This is a genomic window from Streptomyces sp. WAC05292, assembly GCF_003949955.1.
GTDB lineage: Bacteria > Actinomycetota > Actinomycetes > Streptomycetales > Streptomycetaceae > Streptomyces > Streptomyces globosus.
On record NZ_RPSE01000044.1, the window covers coordinates 1 to 15,299 of the forward strand.

Genomic DNA, 15,299 nt, shown 5'->3' on the forward strand with positions numbered 1-15,299 from the left:
GCCGTGGGGGAACCCGTCGACGGGGATGCCGGTCCAGTTGATGCCTTCGACCACGATCAGCAGGTCGGGGTTGCCCTCGGTGAGGATCCGGTCGGCGGCCTCCTGTGCGGCGGCGTGCCAGTCGCGGTCGTCGCCGAGGCCCCAGTTGGGGTCGTGGAAGGTGTCGCGGCGGACCTCGTTGTAGAGGTCGGCGCCGACCACGCGCGGGTTGCCGCGGTAGCGGCGGGCCATGGCCACCCAGTCGTCGGCCCACCGGGCGGTGGTCTGGCCGCTGTTCCAGCGCTCGTTGCCGTCGAGCCCGCAGCACCAGCGGGTGGTGACGGTGTGGTTGTTGAGGATGACGGCGAAGCCGGCGTCGGTGAGGGCGGCGACGACGGCGTCGAACACCTGGAGCGGCGTCTTCCCGCGCAGGGCCGGGTTGGCGGCGACCGCCGCGTCCGGGACGGGGGCGGCGGTGCGCAGCATCTCGTTGGAGAACGGCAGCCGGACGCTGTTGAGGCCGAGGGCGCGGAAGTCGGCCAGGAGGGCGGGCATCGGGACGCGGTCCAGGCCGAGGGGGATCCCGTGCGAGTTCTGGCCGGCGTGGTGGGCGGCGGGGTCCGTGCGGTCGCCGGAGCCGTTCCAGGAGCCCTGGGCGCCGTCCCAGTTGCCGGAGCGGAGCCGGAAGCGGTCGCCGTCGGCGTCGACGATCCAGCGGCCGCGGGTGGACAGCGGCGGGGTCCACTCCTCGGCGGCCGCGGTCGTCCCGGCGGCGGCGGGAACCGTGCCGGCCGCGGGCGGCGCGGCCTGCGCCGGAAGGGCCGACACGGGTAACGCTGCCGCCGCCAGGAGGAGGGCGAGGAGGGGGCGGACGAGGCTCTGCACGGGCGGCTCCTGCCGGTCGGGCGCCCGGGGTCCGGGCGGCTGCCGCGGCCAAGTTACCGGCCGGTCAGCAAGGGTGGAAGCCGCGTGCACGGGGTGCTCGGCGGCCCGGCCCGGCGAAACGGCCTGCGGCGGCGGGCTCCTGCCTCTACCGTGCCCTCAGCGGAAGCCAGAAGGGGACCGGAGGGGTGGGGCGGATGGACGAGGAAGAGGACCTGCGGCTGGCGAGGATGACGCCGGAGATCTCGCGCCGCACCCTCGTCATGCTGCGCGGGCTCGCGGGTCTGGAGCCGGCGGAGCGCGTGCCCGAGGACGCGATGGCGGTCGCCGACGCGATCCTCGCCGAACACGGCACGGACGGGCTGCGCGTCCTGGTGATGACGCTGGCGGCATGGGCGACGGCCCAGATCGAGAGCGTGGCCGAGCTGAGCCGGCGCAGCCACGAGGCGGTGCTCGACGCGATGGAGCTGGCCTGTCTGGAGGCCGGCGCGGAGGACTGAAGGCGGGGCTTGCGTCGTGCCCCGGATTCCGGGGGGCGTCGGCGACACTGGGGTTAGCGGGGGACCCTGATCGGAGGCCGTCGTGAGCACACCATCCCCTGTCCGGATCGCCGCAGTCCTCTCCGCCGAGCACCGCGGCCGGCTGATGTCGCACGCCGTGGAGGTCAACTTCCCCGAAGGCGCCCGGATCTTCGAGGAGGGATCGCCGTCCGAGGCGTTCTGGATCGTGCGCTCCGGCACGGTCACCCTCCAGACCCCGGTGCCCGGGGGGCGGCGGCCGACGCCGATCGAGAACCTCGGGCCGGGGGAGCTCGTCGGCTGGTCGTGGCTGTTCCCGCCGTACGTGTGGCAGCTGAGCGCGGAGGCGATGACCCCGGTGCGCGCGTACGAGTTCGACGCGACCGCCGTGCGGATGACGATGGACGCCGACCCGGCCTTCGGATCCGCGGTCGGGCACTGGGTGGGGCGGGTCCTCGCCCTGCGCCTGCAGCAGACCCGCACGCGGCTGCTGGACATGTACGCGCCGCGCGCCGCGTCCGCCGTCCAGTAGCCTCCGCCGGCGCCGGGAGCGGCCGGGCACACCCGTACGGGAAACGTTTCAGCGTGTGTGTTCGGCCGAATCCCCGGCGCGCTCCCCCACAGGTCAGTGCACCCGGGGCCGCTGCGGACTGCATACACTCGCTCACGAAACGTGACGAGAAATGACAGTGCGAACGGGCGTTCACGGCGTGTGTCGGCAAGACTCCTGTCCGCTATCCGAAGCAACCCACCCTAGGGAGTTCGCAATGCGGTCCATCGCACGGAGTCTCGGCCTCGGTTCCGCCGCCATGGCGCTCACCGCGTTCACCGCGCTGGCCTGGCCCGGAGCGGCCGGCGCCGCGACGACCGGTACGCAGAGCATGTACCCGCCCTCCGCCCTGGTCCTCTCCGTCATCGCCGGGGAGGACCCCGCGTACGGGACGGTCCAGCGCGCGGTCACCCTGAGCTGCGCCCCCAAGGCGCGCGGCACGCACCCCTCCCCCGCGCGGGCCTGTGCCGACATGCGCCGGCACGCCGCGGACCTCGACAGGATCGCCGAGCCCGGCCCGGGGGTCGACTGCACCCGCGAGTGGAACCCGCTGACGGTCACCGCGGAGGGCGTGTGGCAGGGCCGGAAGTTCAGCTACGTCCACACCTACGCCAACCCCTGCGGCCTGTACCACACCAGCAGCGCGCTGTTCGCGTTCTGAGGCCGCCCCGCACCGGCGGGGCCGGGCGGCGCCGTGCGACCGCCGTCCGGCCCCGCCCGCCGGTCAGCCGAGTTCGAGGCTCGTCACCCCGTACAGGCCGGCCATGTCGATGCGCGGGGCGGGCCCCGTGTACATGCGGGCGGCCTCGAAGACGGGCTCCATGCCCAGCCCGGCCAGCAGGGCGGTGGCCGACGCGTTTGCGTCCGGCACGTCCACGGCGACGACCCCGTCCGGGGTCCGCTCGGCGAGGGCGTGCAGCAGGGCGGCCGCGATGTCCGGGCACGCCGCGTAGAGGGGGCCGATCCGGGCCGCGCCGCTGCACGGCCGGACCACACCGAGGCCTGCGACGCGGCCGCCGCGGACCGCGGCGAGGGCGGTGCGGCCCGGCAGCCCGGTCCAGGCGGCGAGGAAGCCGTCGCGGGCCTCGGGGAAGAACCGGCGGTCGTAGTCGGCGAGCTGCTCGAACGGCAGCGAGGCGGCGTCCACGAGCTCGAAACCGGCCGCGGCGCCGCTGCCCGCGGGGCCGCCGCGGTCCGGCCGCGGGCGGCCCTCGTGGCGGACGTTGTTCCAGGCCGGCAGGAAGCCGGACCTGCGGTAGTTGTCCTGCTGCTCGACCACTCCGTCGAGGCCGACGAGCCGCCCGTCCAGCCGCTTCATCCCGGCCTGCCACACCTGGAGGCCGTGGCCGCGGCCGCGGAACTCCGGGCGGACGATGTAGAAGCCGATGAACCCGAAGCCGGTGCCGTAGCGCACGGCCGAGATGCAGGCCACCGGCTCGCCGTCGAGCCGGCCCACGAGGAAGCCCGCCGGATCGGCGACCGCGAACGCGAACCGGTCGGTGTCGCCCGGGTTCCAGCCTTCGGCATCGGCCCAGGTGCGGATGAGCTCCATGTCGGCGCCGCTCGCGCCGGTGATCTCGAATCCCGTCATGTGCCGTGTTGTAGCAGAAGGCGCGGAACGCCCGCAGGCGTCCCGGAGGTCCCCGGCCGTCCGCCGGCCCGCCGGGATCGTCAGCCCGCGCAGACGACGTCGTCCAGCCTGATCGGCCACGAGTCCAGCCGCACGTACGCCGTGAACGTGTCCGTCCCGCCGCCTGCCCAGTACGTGGTGACGGTGGCCCAGCCGATGCCGGCGCCCGGGGCCACGGTGGCCGGGCCGATGCCGATGTCCCGGGGCGCGGAACGGGCGCACAGCAGGACGTCCAGGTCCGCGCTGTGCGCCTGTCTGTCCTTCAGGTGCTGGGAGACGCGCAGCTCCCGGTCGCGCTCGGAAGGGCCGTGCTCACCGTAGAAGTCGATGAGGAAGGCGCCGATGGCCGTGGGGCTGTGGCCCGCGGCGGCCGCCGGGCCGGGATCCGCGGAGGCGGACGCGGAGGCCGGGGCGGCCGCGGGGAGCACGAGCAGGGCACAGAGCGCGGCGCCGAGGCCGTACGGCATGAGCTTCATGCGGCATGTGTAACCGGCGGCCGGGGGCCCTGGCGGGGGCGGGCCCCGGATCTCACTCCGGTGGAGGGCGGGATTCACCGCAGAAACGGCCCTGTGCGGCGAAATCCTGTCGCGGGCGGCCCTGCGCCGTCCGTAGGGTCACCGCATGGGAAAGCCGCTCGTCGCAGTGTTCACCGGGGCCGGAGTGTCCACGGACTCCGGAATCCCCGACTACCGGGGGCCCGAGGGGCTGTGGCGCCGCGACCCCGGGGCCGAGAAGCTCGTCACGTACGAGCACTACATGGCCGATCCGGAGGTACGCCGCCGGTCCTGGCGGATGCGCGCCGAGCTCGGGGCACTGGAGGCCCGGCCGAACGACGCCCACCTGGCCGTGGCCGGGCTGGAGCGCGCCGGCGTCCCGGTCCGGGTGATCACGCAGAACGTGGACGGACTGCACCAGCTGGCCGGCATGCCGCCGCGGAAGGTCCTGGAGCTGCACGGCACCGCCCGGGCCGTGGTGTGCACGGCCTGCACCGCCCGCACCCCGATGGACGAGGCGCTGGCCCGGGTCGCCGCGGGCGAGGCGGACCCCGCCTGCACGGCCTGCGGGGGGATCCTGAAGCCGGCGACGGTGATGTTCGGCGAGCGGCTCGACCCGGAGGTGCTGGCGCAGGCCGTGGCCGTCGCGAAGAACTGCACCGTGTTCTTCGCGGTCGGCTCGACGCTCCAGGTGCAGCCGGCGGCCTCGCTGGCCGGGATGGCCGCCGAGGCGGGCGCGCGGCTGGTGATCGTGAACGCGGAGGAGACCCCGTACGACGGGCTCGCGGACGAGGTGGTCCGCGAGCCGATCGGGACGGCCCTTCCGGCGCTCCTCGGGGCGCTCGCCGCCTGACCGGCGCCCCGCGCCCGCCGGCCGGGCACGGAGTCTGCCCGCCCGGGCGGTCAGGCGGCGTCGGCGGCCCTGCGCAGCTCGGCCGCGTCCAGCCGCTTCATCGTGAGCATGGCGGCGGTGGCGCGGGCCGCCCGGCCCGGGTCCGCGTCGGTGACCAGGTCGATGACCCCGGGCGGGATGACCTGCCAGGACACCCCGAACCGGTCCTTGACCCAGCCGCAGGCCGACTCCTCGCCGCCGTCGCCCACGAGGGTGTCGTAGTAGCGGTCCGCCTCGGCCTGGTCGTCGCAGTGGATCTGGAACGAGATCGCCTCGGAGAAGCGGAACTCGGGGCCGCCGTTGAGGCCGACGAACTTCTGCCCGTTGATGTCGAACTCGACGGTCAGCACCTCGCCGGCCCGCTCGGGCACGGCGTCGGTGTAGTGGGCCGTCCTGCCGATCCGCCCGTCCTTGAAGACGGAGACGTAGTACGCGGCGGCGGCCTCGGCCTCCCCGTCGAACCACAGGCACGTGGTGAAGCCCTTGCTGCTCATGACTGCCTCCCGGAAGGGTGCGTCGGGGGCGCCCGGTCGGGCGCCGCCCCCGTGTCCCTTGTAGACCGGCCCCGGGCCCCGAATTCATCGGTGGCCCGGGGCCGGCTGCGCCGGGTGCCCGGAGTGCACCCGTTCGGACTACGCCTCGCCGGCGGCGCCCTTCGCCAGCATCCGGTCGACGACGCGCTCGGCGGCACGGCCGTCGTCCAGGTCGCAGAACTCGGCGCGGAACGCGGCGCGCGCCTCCTTGTACTCCTCGCCGAGGGCGTCGGCGTTGCGGATGGCCCCGACGAGGGCGGCCGAGTCGTCCAGGAGCGGGCCGGGGGCCTTCTCCGCCAGGTCGAAGTTGAAGCCGCGCAGCGTGGACCGGTAGTGCTCCAGGTCGTAGGTGAAGAGCAGGATCGGCCGGTCGGTCAGCGCGAAGTCGAACAGGACGGAGGAGTAGTCCGAGACGAGCACGTCGGCGACGAGCAGCAGGTCCGTCGGGTCGGGCCAGCGGGAGACGTCGACGACGAAGCCGTCGCGGGCGCGGTCGCGGACCTGCTCGGTGACGTGGTGGTGGCCGCGGACGAGCAGGACGTGGTCCTCGCCGAGCTCGCGGCGCGCCGCGTCGAGGTCGATCTGCAGGTCGAGCTTGTAGCCGCCGGACCAGTCCTCGCGGTTCTCCCGCCAGGTCGGCATGTACAGGACGACCTTCTTGCCCTCGGGAAGTCCGAGCCGGCGCCGGACCTCGGCGATCCGCTCGGCGTCGGGGCGGACGAGCGCGTCGGTGCGGGGGGCGCCGGACTCGATGACCTCGCCCTCGTAGCCGAGGGCCCGCTTGAGGATCGGGGTGGCGTACGAGCTCGGGGAGGCGAGCAGCGTCCACTGGGCGCTGTCGTGCTCCAGGCCCTCCAGGATGTCGGGGCTCGTGTAGTAGTCGTGGATGAAGTCGTGGCCGATCTCCTTGATCGGCGTGCCGTGCCAGGTCTGGACGACGACCTGGCCCGGGCGGCGCCGGAAGCGGCGCGGCACGCTGTCGTTCACGACGTAGTAGCGGGCGCGGGCGAGGGCGTCCCAGGCCTCGACGCTGTCGTGCTGGACGGCGCGGGCGGTCGGCGGGACCTCGGTGCGGCCGTCGCGGACCAGCCAGACGTGGTCGAGCTTCTCGCCGCGCCGCAGGAGTTCCTCGTGGATGGCGCGGGGGGAGTCGCCGCCGCCGTGTCCCTGGAAGGCGTCGTAGACGACGATGTCCTTCAGCGGCAGGGCGCGGCGCGCCGGGTAGGTCTCGAAGCGCAGGACGCGCTGGGCGTAGCGGCTGCGGTCGTGCGGGCTCAGCATCGGGTCGGCGACGAGCACCATGCGGTCGTGGAAGCGGGCCTCGACGCGCATCCGGCGGCCCTCGGCGGTGAGGGCGACGGGGCCGGCGTGCAGCGCGGTCGGCGCGAACTGGACCGGGGCGCCGCGGTCGACGCCGAGCAGGCCGGCGGTGGCGCCGCCCTCGGAGACGGGGCGCAGGGTGGGCCACCAGCGGCCGGAGGGCAGGGTGGTGCGGCCCGCGTACGGCTCGGGGAGGAGCGGCGCGAAGACCGCCTCGAAGCGGTCGCCGTCCCGGGTGACCGGGTAGCTGAACTCGGTGCCGCGGGCGTCGTGGAAGACGAGCTCGTACGGCTCGTCGGTCGGGGCGGTGAAGCGGCCGGCCAGGGTGATGGTGCCGTCCTGCGCGGAGACGGAGTCCACCAGCGGCGGCGAGGGCTGCACGGAGAGGGTGAGGTGGCCGGTGTTGCCGCGCTTGGCGTAGACGGACCGGCCGGCGTCCTCGCCGGGCAGCGGGAGGACGAGGCCGGCGAATCCGGCGCGCTCGTCGTGCGCGAGGCGGTGCTCGCGGCCGTCGGCTCCCGTGACGGAGAGGCTCCACGGCTCGGGGGCCCACTCGCCGGGGCCGGTCTCGGCGTCCGGTACGGCGGCCAGGTCGGCCAGCGGCACACGGGCGGTGAACGGCGTGCGGCCGCCGCGCGGGGTGCCGGTCTCGATGGGGAAGGTGGCGGTGGTGCCGGTGGAGACGTGCACCGCGCGAAGGGTGGCGCCGCTGACGCCCGCCGCGAGTTCGCCGGCCACTTCGAGGGCGTCGCCGCCGCTGGGGCGGACGTCGAGGGCGCGGGCGCGGACGACCTCCACCTGGATGGTCAGGGCGCCCTGGGCGTTGGGGAGGATCCGGACGTCGGGGGCCACCCAGTGGGAGGGCGGGTTCTGGCCGGTGTCGGACTCGCCGCCCTTGAGGCGGGCGCGGTGGAGGCCGCCGGGGCCGGTGACGGCGATGGAGGTCGTCCATATGCCGTCGCGCCACTTGCCGCCGGACTGGAAGACGCTCGGGTCGACGACGGCGGCGAAGCCGGCCCAGTCGGCGTGGCGCAGCGCGAGGTGCGGGGCGTTGACGGTGGCCATCGGGGAGGCGACGGTGCGGGCGCCCACGACGGTGCGGCGGCGCTTGCCGCCCTCGCGGAAGACGAGGGCCTTGCGGGAGGCGAGGCGGTTCTCGGCGCCGAGGTGGCCGGGGATCGCGTAGCCGCGCAGGAGCAGCTTGCCGTCCTTCCAGACGGCCTGCTCCAGGCGGCTGACCACGCGGCGCTCGCGGGTGCCGAGGGTGAGGAGCTTGGCGGGGACCGGCGGGCGGCCCTGCAGGAACGGGTAGTCGGCCTGCGGGCGGGCGAGGCCCTTGACGGGCACGCTGTAGTCGTAGTCGCGCTGGTGGTGGCAGAGGGCGATGAAGTCCTCCACGCGGCCCTCGGCGGCCAGGTACGCCTTGAGGCGGTCGGCGACGGTGAGGTTCGGCCACGGCTCGGGGCCGATCTCCTTGATGAGGCCGCCGACGTGCTCGACGAACGCGGCGCGGAAATCGGGGCCGCCCTCGCCGACGTACTTGTAGATGAGCGGAAGCTCCTCGCTCAGCACGTTGTGGTCGTAGTCGCGCAGGTAGCGGGTGTACTTGGCGCCCTGCTTGGCCTTGAGGGCCTCGCGGACCAGGCGGACGGAGGTGACGCGGTCGATGACGGAGACCGGGTCGGTGGAGCGCTGGGTGATGGAGCGCTCGCCGGTCTCGCGGACGCGCCAGTGGTAGACGCAGTCGCTGAGGATGTCGACGCTGGAGGCGAAGTAGTGCGCGGGGATGCTGACCGGGGCGTCCTCGTAGAGGATGCCCTCGGGGTACTGGAAGCCGTGCTCGTCCCAGAAGCTGCGGCGGTAGACCTTGTTCCAGGCGGTGCGGTCGGTGACGAGTGCGGGGAACTTGGAGATGTGGGTCTTCAGCTGCGTCTTGGCGAAGGCCGCCCGGTGGCCCCAGGACTGCTGCATGCCGACGGAGCGGAAGCGCTTGACGTTGCCGCCGGCGAAGTCGGAGCCGGTCTCGTCGAGGGCGGCGATGAGCCGCTCGTAGGCGTAGTCCGGCATGGTGTCGTCGCTGTCGACGAAGGCCAGGTACTCGGTGCCCTCGGTGAGGTGCCGGGCGCCGACGTTGCGGGCGGCGCCGAGGCCGGCGTTCTCCTGCATGACCACCCGGAAGCGCTTGTCCCGCGCGGCGAAGGCCTTGGCGATGGCGGCGCTGTTGTCCGTGGAACCGTCGTCGACCAGGATGCACTCGAAGTCGGCGAACGTCTGGGCGGCGATGGACTCCAGGCACTCGTCGAGGTAGAGCTCGACGTTGTAGACGGGGACGACGATGCTCAGGCGCGGGGGCATGGGGTGCGGGTTCTCCAGCGTGGGAAAGCTCTTGGGATGATCAGTAGGTGAGAGCATCCTACTCGGTTACAGGATGATAAAGTCCCCCCATCCTGGACATATCCCATGGTCCGCCGGGACGGACGGCAAAGAATTCCGCCGTCCGCCACCTCGGCGTCGGTGTCGGGCCGGCCCCCGGGTCAGATCTCGAGCTCGTTCTCGATCTTCTTCAGCTGGTGTCGGGCCATGGCCAGGTTGGCGCGGCCGCGGTCCAGCGCGAGGTACAGGAAGAACCCCGAGGCGCCCCGGCCCTTCAGCAGCCGGATCAGGTGGTACTGGCCGCCCAGGGTGATCAGGATGTCCTCGATCTCGTCCTTGAGGCCGAGCATCTCCATCGTGCGGACCTTCGCCCGGACCACGTCGGTGTTGCCGGCGGCTGCGACGCCGAGGTCGAGCTCCTTGCCGCCGCCGACGGTGCCGAGTGCCATGCCGCTGCCGTAGTCGACGAGGGCGGCGCCGATCGCGCCGTCGATCACGGTGGTCGCTTCCTTGAGCGCGGTTTCGACGTTCACGGTGTGTTCCTCTTTCTTCGGGTGGTGGGGTGATGCATGCGGATCAGCCGGCCGGACCCGGCCGCGCCGGCGGGAGCGCGGGCGGCAGCGGGGGCCGGGGCGGGGCGGTTGCCGCGACCCGGCGGGCCAGGGTGTGGTCGAGCAGCTCCGCTATGCGGAGGCTGGAGCGGCGGGCTTCGAGGTGCAGCCGGCCCACGTTGACGCGGGGCTCCGCGATCAGGGTGAGGACGGCGGCGTCGCCGGCCGCGTAGGTGGCCACGTAGCCGTGCTCGCCGCGGACGAGCAGCTCGCGGAATCCGCCCTGCCCGGTGCTGTCGCTGAGCCGCTGGGCCACCCCGAGGGCGGCCGCGGTCAGGGCCGCGACGGCCTCGACCTCGGTGGCTGCGCTGTCCTGGGCGAGGACCAGCCCGTCGGAGCTGCCGGCCAGGGCGCCGCTGAGCTGCGGGACCCGGGCTCGGAGCCGGCGGAGCTCGGCGAGTATCTCGGCTTCGGCCTCGGCGGGCACCATCGCCGTGCTCATGTCGGCTCTTCTCCTTTCGGGCTGCCTCCGCTCGGAGCGGTCGGCGTGCTCGGAGCGGTCGGCGGCGCGCTCTGAGCGCAGAGCCGGTCGCAGCGGGAGCCTCACAGGCTTGCCTCCAGTGCGTCGCGTAACCGGCGGAGCAGCGCCACGTCCGGGGATTGGGTGTCGGTCATCCAGTCGGGCAGGGTGGTCGCGGCGCGCACGGCCCGGACCGGTGCGAGCGGGGTCTCCACCAGTCCGGCCGCGGCCAGCCGCCGCACGTCGAGGAGGGTGTGGAAGGCCGGCCGGCCCAGCACCCAGGCGAGGTCCGCCGGGGTCCGCAGGCCGTCCGCGTACGCCAGCAGGGCGCGCTGGCGGGCCGTGACGGTCTGGCCGGGGGCGGCGGCGCGGGGCACCACGGGGGAGGTGTCGAGCTGCGGGTAGGGCCACACCGCGTCGAGCAGCTCCCGCCGGCGCCGCGTCTCGCGCTCGACGGCCGCGGCCGGGACGGAGCGGACGGAGCCGATCCAGTGGGTGGCGCCGCGGCGGAAGCGGGAGGGGCCGCTGCCCGGCGAGAGGGCGAAGAAGGCGGCGTCGAAGATGGCGGCGAGGTGGCATATCTCCAGTTCGCCGCCGGCGAGGCCGCCGCTGTCCACGAGGAAGCGGGCGACCTGGCGGCGGGCGCCGGCCCGGTCGACGGCCTCGCGCCAGCGTTCGGGGGCGAGGCCGCCGCCGGTGGTGAGGAGGACGTCGAGGCCGGGGGTGGCGGGGCTCTCCGCGTGGACGATGCGGCCGTCCTCCAGGAAGAGGGTGCCGCGGTCGCGGAGCAGGGCGCCGGTGGCGCGCTCGGCGGCGAGCCGGGTGAGCAGCGGGGACACGGCGGCGGCGAGGGCGGTCATCTGAGCACCAGCCCCTCCGCGAGCGCCCTGAGTCTGTGCCGGGCGAGGGCGAGGTTGCCCTCGGTGCGGTCCAGCCACAGGTGGAGGAAGACGCTGCTGTCGAAGCTGGTCTCGACGAAGCGGAGCACGTGGTAGCCGCTGCGGGTGGTCACGATCACGTCCTCCACGGGCTGGGCCCGGTCGGCCGCTGCGCCCGGCGCCGCATCGGGGCCCGCCTGCGCGAACGACTCGTACTCGGCGGCCGCCCGGGCCAGCTCCGCCGTCTCGGCCGCGGTGGTCTCGTGGTCCCCGACCGGCGAGTCCCCGGCGGTACCCAGGGCCAGCCCGCTGCTCCAGTCCACCAGCGCGGCGCCGCGTGCACCGGGCAGCGCCATGGCTTCGAGCAGGCATTCGTCGATCCCGGGCAACGCGGGCTCCCCTCCCGGCCAGATGTGCGAAGTGCACGGTCCTTCGGCGCGACAGGAGGGAACCTACTCAAGTTCCGCAGCGTGCAACGGCCTTCCGGCATTTTCCGCGGGAACATGCGCGGAACCGCGCGACACCTTGGCCGGAACCCGACAACTTTTGACCGTGATTGCTGATCACGGCGCGGCGGATGTCCGACGGCCGCCCCTCGCGGACCCTCAGGCGGAAGGGCCGCCCGGCCCTGTCCCCCGGTCCGGCTTCCGTGCCACCCTGCCCCCCATGGAGCCGATCATCATCGACGAGATACGGGAGGACCTCTCCCGCCGCATCGCCGTCACGGCGGACCGGCTCGCCGAGCGGACGCTGGCCGACGACCCCGCGTACGCCGCCCTGCTCGGCCGCGGCGAGCTGCGCGACCGGATCCACCACAACCTCGCGCAGTCCGTCGAGGGGCTGGTGCGCAGCTCGCGCGGGCTGCCGGTCGAGCTCGCCGACGCCCGGGCGACGGGGACGCTGCGTGCCGAGCAGGGACTGCCGCTCGCCTCCCTGCTGCGCACGTACCGGCGCGGCGGCCGGCTGCTGTGGCACACCCTCACCGAGGCGGTCACGGCGCACGACCCGGACGCCCTGCCGCGGCTGCTGCCGCTCGCCTCCGTGCTGTGGGACGTCCTGGACCAGATGACGGACGCGGTGGCCGAGGCGTACCGGCGAACGGAGGCGGCGCGCTGCGACCGCGACCGGGAGCGCCGCGCGGCCCTGCTGGACGCGCTGCTGGACGGCGGGGGCGCCGCCGACGGCCCGGCCGTCTCCGAGGCGGCGGCGCAGCTGGGGCTCCCCGAGCGGGGCCGGTTCGCGGTGGCGGTCCTCGGCCCCCGGGCCGGCGGCGGCGTACCGGCCGAGCCGTCGGCCGCCGCCGGGCCGCGGGTGCTGTGGCGGATCCGCTCCGACGGCGAGACCGGCCTGGTGGACCTCGGCCCGCACCCGCTGGAGGCGGTGCGGGAGCTGCTGGCCCCGCTGGGGGTGCGGGCCGGCATCAGCCCGGTGGTGGAGGCGCCCGGCGACCTGACGCGGGCGCGCTGGCTGGCCGCGCTCGCACTGCGCACCGTCCCCGCCCCGGCGGGCACCGGCGCGCCCGGCACCGGCGCGGCGCTGCTCGACGAGCGGCTGCCGATGGCGCTGGTGGCCGCGCAGGCCGAACTGGCGGACCGGCTGCGGCAGGTGGTGCTCGGCCCGGTGCTGGCGCTGCCCGCGGAGGACTGCCGGGTGCTGCTGGCCACGCTCGGCACCTGGCTGACCTGCCAGGGCTCGACGGCGCAGGCCGCGCAGCGCCTGTACTGCCACCGCAACACCGTCTCCAACCGGCTGCGCCGCCTCGAACAGCTGACGGGCCGCTCCCTGTCCGACCCGGCGCACGTGGTCGAACTGTCCCTGGCCCACACCGCCTGCCTCCAGCACCCCGCCGCCACCCCGCCCCGGCACCACCGCCCGCGCAGGGCGCCGTAGCAGAGGGCCGGGGCGCCGGCATGGACACGTTGACCCTGTCGTCCCTGACGACACTTCCCCGAAGCCGCGGCCCTCCGAACGGGCCGTCCGCGGCTCAGCATGGCGGCGCGGCGCCGTCCAGTTCCGCGGCGTGGTGGGCCAGCCAGAGGTCGTGGCGGGCGCTCGGCGAGCGGAGCAGGGAGCGCTGCAGGACGGTCTCGGTGCGGGCGAGCCGCTTGCGCGTGCCCGGTACGGAGATGCCGAGCGCGGCCGCGGTCGGTGCCAGGCGGCCGTCGTGGCGCAGCCAGGCCCGGACCGTCCCGTACGCGCCGGGCGGGGCGTCGGGGCCGGTCAGCGGGGCGAGGTGGGCGCGGGCCCAGGCGGCCACGTCGGGGTGGCGCAGCACGGTGTCGAGGCCCGCTCCGAGGCCGGCGGGCGGCGCCCCGGGGCCGGCGGGCCCGGCGAGCGGACCGTCGGGGGTGAGCCGCAGCGCGAGCGAGAGGGCGGCCTGGTCGGGGAGCCGGGAGAGGTCGGCGCCGGTCAGCGACTCGATCAGGCGCAGCCGCGTCGCGAGGGTGTTGCGGTGTACCTTCAGGAGCCGGGTGGCGTGGGGTCCGAAGTCCAGCCAGGCCCGGGCCGTGGCCCGCAGCTCCTGCGCGCCGGGGTCCTGGGGCCGGCGCGGCCGGTACGTGTGCAGCGGGGCGAGCACGGCCGCCGCCCAGCCGGACCCGGCCGCGTGGGCGGCCAGTTCGGGTTCCGGGCCCGGGCCGAAGCGGGCGTGCCGCTCGGGGCGGGAGCGGGCGACGGCCAGGGCGTGGAACGCCTGCGTGTACGCGGCGGGGGCCTCGCGCAGCGGCAGCTCTCCGCTCGCGCCGACGGCGCCTCCGGGGACGGCGGCGGCAAGGGCCGCGCCGAGGGCGGCGTGCCCGTCCGGTCCGTCCGGGCCTCCGGCGGGCACCAGCACGATCAGGTGGCCCTCGTAGACCGGGCAGCGCACCACCCAGGCGCTGCCGCCGGTCAGCTCTCCGCACAGCCGGGCGACGGCGGTCCGCTCGCCGGGCCGGCAGGCGACGACGTACATCCGCATCGGCTCGGGTAGCGAGGGGGAGAGCGCCTCGGCGATCTGGTGGGCCGTGGAGAGCCGGCCGTTCATCAGCAGGTGGAGGACCGCCTCGCGGGCCCGGGACTCGGCGAGTTCGGCCCGCTGCTCGCGCCGCTCCGCCGCTTCGGCGCGCAGGACGAGGGCCAGCGGCACGGCGGCGTCCGCCAGCAGCGCCGGGGCGGCCGGGTCGTGCGGCGGGGGGAGTACGGCGGCGAGCGCGCGGCCCTCCCCCAGCGCGAACAGCAGCGCGGTGGATCCGCCGTCGTCCAGGACGGCGGACCGCAGGCCGCGGTCGGCGAGTTCGGCCGCTCCCCGCAGGGCGAGCTCGGGGGTGCGGGGGTCCGCCGTACCGTGCGGGTCGGGTCCCGCGGTTGCGCCGGCGCCGACCACCCCGGCCCAGCCGCCCAGTCGGGCGCCGAGCCACCGCAGGACGGCGGCCGAACCGCCGGAGTGGGCGAGGCGGTGCAGCTTCAGCACGTCGTCGGAGCGGATCTGCGCCGGTGTCGGGGTGCCGGAGGGGCGCGCCGGCGTGGTCGGTGCGGGCGGGTTCGGGATGGCAGGCTCCGTTCGGTGCTCGGGACGCCGCCGCATTCAACCACCGCTCCCCCGCTGTGCGCTGTGACACCCCTCTCTCCGGCTCGCTGTGCAGTGCTGAACCTGCACCGCGGCCGCCGCGCGCCTAGGCTGGGCACAGTGTCGGTCCCGGGTACCACGGGGGGTTCCCGGGGCCTTCCCGCTCACATGCGCGCGGCGGCACTGCGGATGGCGTCCCGGATGCGCGGATAGGTGCCGCAGCGGCAGATGTTGGCGATCGCGTCGATGTCCTCGTCGGTGGGCTCGGCGGTCCGCCGCAGCAGCGCGACGGCCGCCATGATCTGGCCGGGCTGGCAGAACCCGCACTGCGACACGTCCTGTTCGAGCCAGGCCTCCTGCACGGGGTGCAGCCGGTCGCCGTCGGCGAGCCCCTCGATGGTGGTCACCGTCCTGCCCGCGCACTCCGAGACGGGCACGACGCACGGCCGGACGTCCCGGCCGTCGAGGTGGCTCGTGCAGGCCTTGCAGACGTCGACGCCGCAGCCGTACTTGGGCCCGGTGACCCCGAGCAGGTCGCGCAGCACCCACAGCAGGGGCAGGTCGTCCGGCGCCTCGACGGTGACGCTCTCGCCGTTGAGGGTGAAGGTCTGCAAGGGCACGGCAGCGCTCCTGAT

General features: G+C 75.1%; 16 protein-coding genes. 5 read left to right on the forward strand and 11 right to left on the reverse strand.

Features of this window, described 5'->3' with window-relative positions; translation table 11 throughout:
- A partial coding sequence (locus tag EF903_RS08215) for a glycoside hydrolase family 5 protein (RefSeq protein ID WP_260614956.1) occupies positions 1-807 on the reverse strand: 807 nt, incomplete at its 3' end.
- A 251-nt stretch (positions 808-1,058) separates the two neighbouring features.
- Between EF903_RS08215 and EF903_RS08220 the strand changes: the two genes are divergently transcribed.
- The 3 genes from EF903_RS08220 (at position 1,059) to EF903_RS08230 (ending at position 2,590) form a co-directional block, all read left to right on the forward strand.
- Positions 1,059-1,361 carry a hypothetical protein gene (locus EF903_RS08220; protein WP_125542376.1) on the forward strand — a complete coding sequence of 101 codons (303 nt, stop codon included), beginning with the start codon at positions 1,059-1,061 and terminating at the stop codon, positions 1,359-1,361.
- An 82-nt stretch (positions 1,362-1,443) separates the two neighbouring features.
- The gene (locus EF903_RS08225) at positions 1,444-1,911 is read left to right on the forward strand and encodes a Crp/Fnr family transcriptional regulator (protein ID WP_185902570.1); all 468 of its coding nucleotides are present in this window, start codon (positions 1,444-1,446) and stop codon (positions 1,909-1,911) included.
- A 235-nt stretch (positions 1,912-2,146) separates the two neighbouring features.
- Positions 2,147-2,590, forward strand: a complete 444-nt coding sequence (locus EF903_RS08230; protein WP_185902571.1) for a subtilase-type protease inhibitor — start codon at positions 2,147-2,149, stop codon at positions 2,588-2,590.
- A 63-nt stretch (positions 2,591-2,653) separates the two neighbouring features.
- Here EF903_RS08230 and EF903_RS08235 read toward each other — a convergent pair whose 3' ends face one another.
- Together EF903_RS08235 and EF903_RS08240 are read right to left on the reverse strand one after the other, a co-directional pair.
- Positions 2,654-3,520, reverse strand: a complete 867-nt coding sequence (locus tag EF903_RS08235; RefSeq protein ID WP_125542378.1) for a GNAT family N-acetyltransferase — start codon at positions 3,518-3,520, stop codon at positions 2,654-2,656.
- A gap of 80 nt (positions 3,521-3,600) precedes the next feature.
- Complete coding sequence (locus EF903_RS08240) at positions 3,601-4,035, reverse strand: hypothetical protein (protein WP_260614953.1); 435 nt, start codon at positions 4,033-4,035, stop codon at positions 3,601-3,603.
- Positions 4,036-4,180: 145 nt separating this feature from the next.
- Here EF903_RS08240 and EF903_RS08245 point away from each other — a divergent pair, with 145 nt between their 5' ends.
- Positions 4,181-4,906 (forward strand): Sir2 family NAD-dependent protein deacetylase, encoded by a 726-nt coding sequence (locus tag EF903_RS08245; RefSeq protein ID WP_125542380.1) that lies wholly within the window; start codon positions 4,181-4,183, stop codon positions 4,904-4,906.
- A 50-nt stretch (positions 4,907-4,956) separates the two neighbouring features.
- Here the strand turns inward: EF903_RS08245 and EF903_RS08250 are convergent, their stop codons facing one another.
- The 6 genes from EF903_RS08250 to EF903_RS08275 form a co-directional block, all read right to left on the reverse strand.
- Positions 4,957-5,439, reverse strand: coding sequence for a VOC family protein (locus EF903_RS08250; RefSeq protein ID WP_125542382.1), 483 nt, complete (start codon positions 5,437-5,439; stop codon positions 4,957-4,959).
- 138 nt (positions 5,440-5,577) lie between these two features.
- Positions 5,578-9,153, reverse strand: coding sequence for a bifunctional glycosyltransferase family 2 protein/CDP-glycerol:glycerophosphate glycerophosphotransferase (locus tag EF903_RS08255; RefSeq protein WP_185902572.1), 3,576 nt, complete (start codon positions 9,151-9,153; stop codon positions 5,578-5,580).
- A 179-nt stretch (positions 9,154-9,332) separates the two neighbouring features.
- Positions 9,333-9,704 carry a hypothetical protein gene (locus EF903_RS08260; RefSeq protein ID WP_125542386.1) on the reverse strand — a complete coding sequence of 124 codons (372 nt, stop codon included), beginning with the start codon at positions 9,702-9,704 and terminating at the stop codon, positions 9,333-9,335.
- A gap of 43 nt (positions 9,705-9,747) precedes the next feature.
- Positions 9,748-10,212: a roadblock/LC7 domain-containing protein gene (locus EF903_RS08265; RefSeq protein ID WP_114058764.1), complete on the reverse strand. Its 465-nt coding sequence runs from the start codon at positions 10,210-10,212 to the stop codon at positions 9,748-9,750.
- 113 nt (positions 10,213-10,325) lie between these two features.
- A complete protein-coding gene (locus EF903_RS08270) occupies positions 10,326-11,102 on the reverse strand; it encodes a transcriptional regulator (RefSeq protein ID WP_125542388.1) in 777 nt (258 codons plus the stop codon).
- Positions 11,099-11,509: a hypothetical protein gene (locus tag EF903_RS08275; protein WP_114056354.1), complete on the reverse strand. Its 411-nt coding sequence runs from the start codon at positions 11,507-11,509 to the stop codon at positions 11,099-11,101. Before EF903_RS08275 ends, EF903_RS08270 begins: the two co-directional genes overlap by 4 nt.
- Before the next feature lie 277 nt (positions 11,510-11,786).
- Here EF903_RS08275 and EF903_RS35825 point away from each other — a divergent pair, with 277 nt between their 5' ends.
- Entirely contained in the window at positions 11,787-13,010 is a 1,224-nt protein-coding gene (locus tag EF903_RS35825) for a CdaR family transcriptional regulator (protein ID WP_125542390.1), read from the forward strand.
- A 94-nt stretch (positions 13,011-13,104) separates the two neighbouring features.
- Here EF903_RS35825 and EF903_RS08285 read toward each other — a convergent pair whose 3' ends face one another.
- Both EF903_RS08285 and EF903_RS08290 read right to left on the reverse strand, forming a co-directional pair.
- Complete coding sequence (locus EF903_RS08285; protein WP_312845897.1) at positions 13,105-14,568, reverse strand: helix-turn-helix domain-containing protein; 1,464 nt, start codon at positions 14,566-14,568, stop codon at positions 13,105-13,107.
- Between the two features lie 260 nt (positions 14,569-14,828).
- Entirely contained in the window at positions 14,829-15,284 is a 456-nt protein-coding gene (locus tag EF903_RS08290) for a (2Fe-2S)-binding protein (protein ID WP_125542394.1), read from the reverse strand.
- Between the last annotated feature and the right edge of the window lie 15 nt (positions 15,285-15,299).

Excerpts from the sequence above, each read along its gene's own strand:
- EF903_RS08235 (WP_125542378.1), bottom strand. The coding sequence starts at position 3,520 with ATGACGGGATTCGAGATCACCGGCGCGAGCGGCGCCGACATGGAGCTC.
- EF903_RS08265 (WP_114058764.1), bottom strand. The coding sequence starts at position 10,212 with ATGGTGCCCGCCGAGGCCGAAGCCGAGATACTCGCCGAGCTCCGCCGG.
- EF903_RS08240 (WP_260614953.1), bottom strand. The coding sequence starts at position 4,035 with ATGAAGCTCATGCCGTACGGCCTCGGCGCCGCGCTCTGTGCCCTGCTC.
- EF903_RS08245 (WP_125542380.1), top strand. The coding sequence starts at position 4,181 with ATGGGAAAGCCGCTCGTCGCAGTGTTCACCGGGGCCGGAGTGTCCACG.
- EF903_RS08270 (WP_125542388.1), bottom strand. The coding sequence starts at position 11,102 with ATGACCGCCCTCGCCGCCGCCGTGTCCCCGCTGCTCACCCGGCTCGCC.
- EF903_RS35825 (WP_125542390.1), top strand. The coding sequence starts at position 11,787 with ATGGAGCCGATCATCATCGACGAGATACGGGAGGACCTCTCCCGCCGC.
- EF903_RS08255 (WP_185902572.1), bottom strand. The coding sequence starts at position 9,153 with ATGCCCCCGCGCCTGAGCATCGTCGTCCCCGTCTACAACGTCGAGCTC.
- EF903_RS08250 (WP_125542382.1), bottom strand. The coding sequence starts at position 5,439 with ATGAGCAGCAAGGGCTTCACCACGTGCCTGTGGTTCGACGGGGAGGCC.
- EF903_RS08230 (WP_185902571.1), top strand. The coding sequence starts at position 2,147 with ATGCGGTCCATCGCACGGAGTCTCGGCCTCGGTTCCGCCGCCATGGCG.
- EF903_RS08220 (WP_125542376.1), top strand. The coding sequence starts at position 1,059 with ATGGACGAGGAAGAGGACCTGCGGCTGGCGAGGATGACGCCGGAGATC.